Raw genomic sequence first — 2,464 nt, 5'->3', positions numbered from 1 at the left:
GTAACCGCTGTTTCGGCCCCACATTTTCTCGCGCTGTTTGATCTGCGAAGGGCTTTTCATGGATGGATGAAGGAGTTTCCCCATGGGGCCTACGGTGGAGTTTCTCACCCCTGAGAAGAGTATTAGCGGGGGAAGCAATAAATGGACGCCGGAATTCAAGGCCAGACTGGTCTCAGAAACGCTTCGGCCTGGTTCCCGTGTGGTTGATGTGGCGCAGCGTTATGGTGTTCGAGCAAACAGATTATCTATGTGGCGAACGCTAGCCAAGCGCGGTCAACTGGTTTTGCCAGCACCGGAAGACGGAATAGAATTCGCAGGGTTGGTGATCAGCGAGCCCTTGGCGGAACAACCGGGCTCTGACACCAGCTGCGTGGAGATATGCATTGGTTCAGTGACAGTACGTCTTGAATCGGGTGCGCCGATTTCGCGTATTGTTGCAGTTGCACGTGGACTGGCAGTCTCATCATGATATTTCCTTCCAATCGGGTGCGGATCATGGTGGCAACAAAGCCTGTTGACTTCCGCAGAGGGCATGACGGGCTAGCTTCGTTGGTGAAGAACGAATTGCGCAAAGATCCTTTCACTGGAACTGTATTTGTTTTTCGCTCGCGCAAGGCCGATCGGCTAAAACTGATCTACTGGGATGGCACAGGTATGGTTCTGGCTTATAAGCGTTTGGAAGCCCATACGTTCAGCTGGCCAGAGATCCGGGATGGGCTGATGTCGTTGAACCATGCACAGTTTGAGGCTTTGTTTGCTGGGCTTGACTGGCGACGTGTGCGCGCAGTGGAGGTGAGAGCGCCGATTACGGTTGAATAGCTATTGAGCACCTGTCTCATAGCTGCGGCACGATGACTCTGACAGCATAATCCTCAAGCATATCAAGGCCGGATTTGGTAAGTTTGGCCCATGCTGGATGCCTCTGATCTTCCCAATGATATTGCTGAGTTGAAGGCGCTTCTGATTGCAGCAACAGCGCTCGGTCTTCGTAAGGATGATCGGATTGCGCGGCTGGAGAAGCTGGTTGCAGCCTTCAAACAGGCCGCTTTTGGACGCAAGTCAGAGAAGATTAATCCTGAGCAGTTTGATCTGGCCCTGGAAGATCTGGAAACAGCTATTGCGGCGATCCATGCGGAGGATGAAGCGGATACAGCGTCCACCAAGCCTGCCTCAAAGCCACGTGCCATCAATCGCGGTTCTCTTCCAAAGCACCTGCCACGTATCGACGAAGTGATAGAACCGGAAAGTCTGATTTGCGCCTGCGGTGGTTGCATGCATTGCATTGGCGAAGATGTTTCTGAGCGACTGGATGTGATCCCTGCGCAGTTTCGCGTCATTGTCACGCATCGTCCCAAATACGCATGCCGCGCTTGCACTGATGGTGTTGTGCAAGCACCCGCTCCAGCGCGATTGATCCCGTCAGGCTTGCCGACGGAAGCAACAGTTGCGCATGTGCTGGTATCTAAATATGCCGACCATCTTCCGCTTTATCGCCAGGCCCAGATTATGGGCCGTCAGGGCATCGACATAGATCGCTCGACACTTGCTGACTGGGTGGGACGGGCAGCCTTTGAGCTGCGCCCTGTCTTTGATGCGCTGATTGCTGATCTGAAGCGATCAAGCAAACTCTTCATGGATGAGACGCGTGCACCGGTTCTTGATCCTGGATCAGGAAAGACCAAAACAGGATATTTTTGGGCTTTGGCTCGGGATGATCGACCATGGGGCAGCAATGCTCCGCCCGGTGTCGCTTTCACTTATGCGCCCGGACGATCTGGCCAATATGCCGAACAGATATTGAAGGACTTCAACGGTATTCTGCAAGTGGATGGCTATGCAGGCTACAATCGACTGGTCGCGCCAGATCGTGTTGGTCAGAATATACAATTGGCTTTCTGCTGGGCTCATGCGCGTCGCAAGCTCATAGAAATCACGCGCACAGGCTCGTCCCCGATTGCTGAAGACGGTGTAAAGCGGATCGGCCAACTCTATAAGATCGAAGCTGAATTGCGTGGTCTCAATCCAGAAGCCCGGCTCGCAGTTCGTCAGGCACAATCAAAGCCGCTGATCATCGATATGCAAACATGGCTTGCGCATCACCGCGCACGCGTATCGGCAAAAGCCCCATTGGGCGAGGCGTTGAAATACATCGCTAAATACTGGGACGGCTTGTGCCTGTTTCTGTCTGACGGCCGCGTCGAGCTGGATAACAACAGCGTCGAAAGAACAATTCGGCCAATAGCATTGAGCAGAAAAAATGCATTATTCGCAGGTCATGAAGCAGGCGCTCATAACTGGGCTACAATCGCCTCACTGATTGAGACGTGCAAACTCAATTCAGTCGATCCGCAAAAGTGGCTGACCGCTACCCTCACCGCAATCGTCAATGGCCATAAGCAGAGCCAAATCGACCAACTATTACCATGGAATTATACCGGCCCGGTGTGAGTGAGACACCGCTTAC

3 protein-coding genes are annotated in these 2,464 nt (G+C 53.2%); all 3 read left to right on the top strand.

Annotated features, from left to right (window positions below):
- Positions 1–82 precede the first annotated feature (82 nt).
- The 3 genes from FGI60_RS26845 (at position 83) to tnpC (ending at position 2,448) form a co-directional block, all read left to right on the top strand.
- Entirely contained in the window at positions 83–469 is a 387-nt protein-coding gene (locus tag FGI60_RS26845; RefSeq protein ID WP_138787577.1) for a transposase, read from the top strand.
- On the top strand, positions 466–819 hold the full coding sequence (gene tnpB / locus FGI60_RS26130; protein ID WP_138787576.1) for an IS66 family insertion sequence element accessory protein TnpB: 354 nt from the start codon (positions 466–468) through the stop codon (positions 817–819). Before FGI60_RS26845 ends, tnpB begins: the two co-directional genes overlap by 4 nt.
- Positions 820–909: 90 nt before the next feature.
- Positions 910–2,448, top strand: a complete 1,539-nt coding sequence (gene tnpC, locus FGI60_RS26125) for an IS66 family transposase (protein WP_138787575.1) — start codon at positions 910–912, stop codon at positions 2,446–2,448.
- Positions 2,449–2,464: the final 16 nt, after the last annotated feature.

This window comes from Brucella haematophila, from assembly GCF_005938105.1.
Lineage (GTDB): Bacteria > Pseudomonadota > Alphaproteobacteria > Rhizobiales > Rhizobiaceae > Brucella > Brucella haematophila.
The sequence above is the reverse complement of the archived record's forward strand: the minus strand, read 5'-3'. Positions and strand labels throughout refer to the sequence as shown.

What these genes read in the sequence shown, in the direction of transcription:
- FGI60_RS26845 (WP_138787577.1), top strand. Translation starts at nt 83, where the DNA reads ATGGGGCCTACGGTGGAGTTTCTCACCCCTGAGAAGAGTATTAGCGGG.
- tnpB (WP_138787576.1), top strand. Translation starts at nt 466, where the DNA reads ATGATATTTCCTTCCAATCGGGTGCGGATCATGGTGGCAACAAAGCCT.
- tnpC (WP_138787575.1), top strand. Translation starts at nt 910, where the DNA reads ATGCTGGATGCCTCTGATCTTCCCAATGATATTGCTGAGTTGAAGGCG.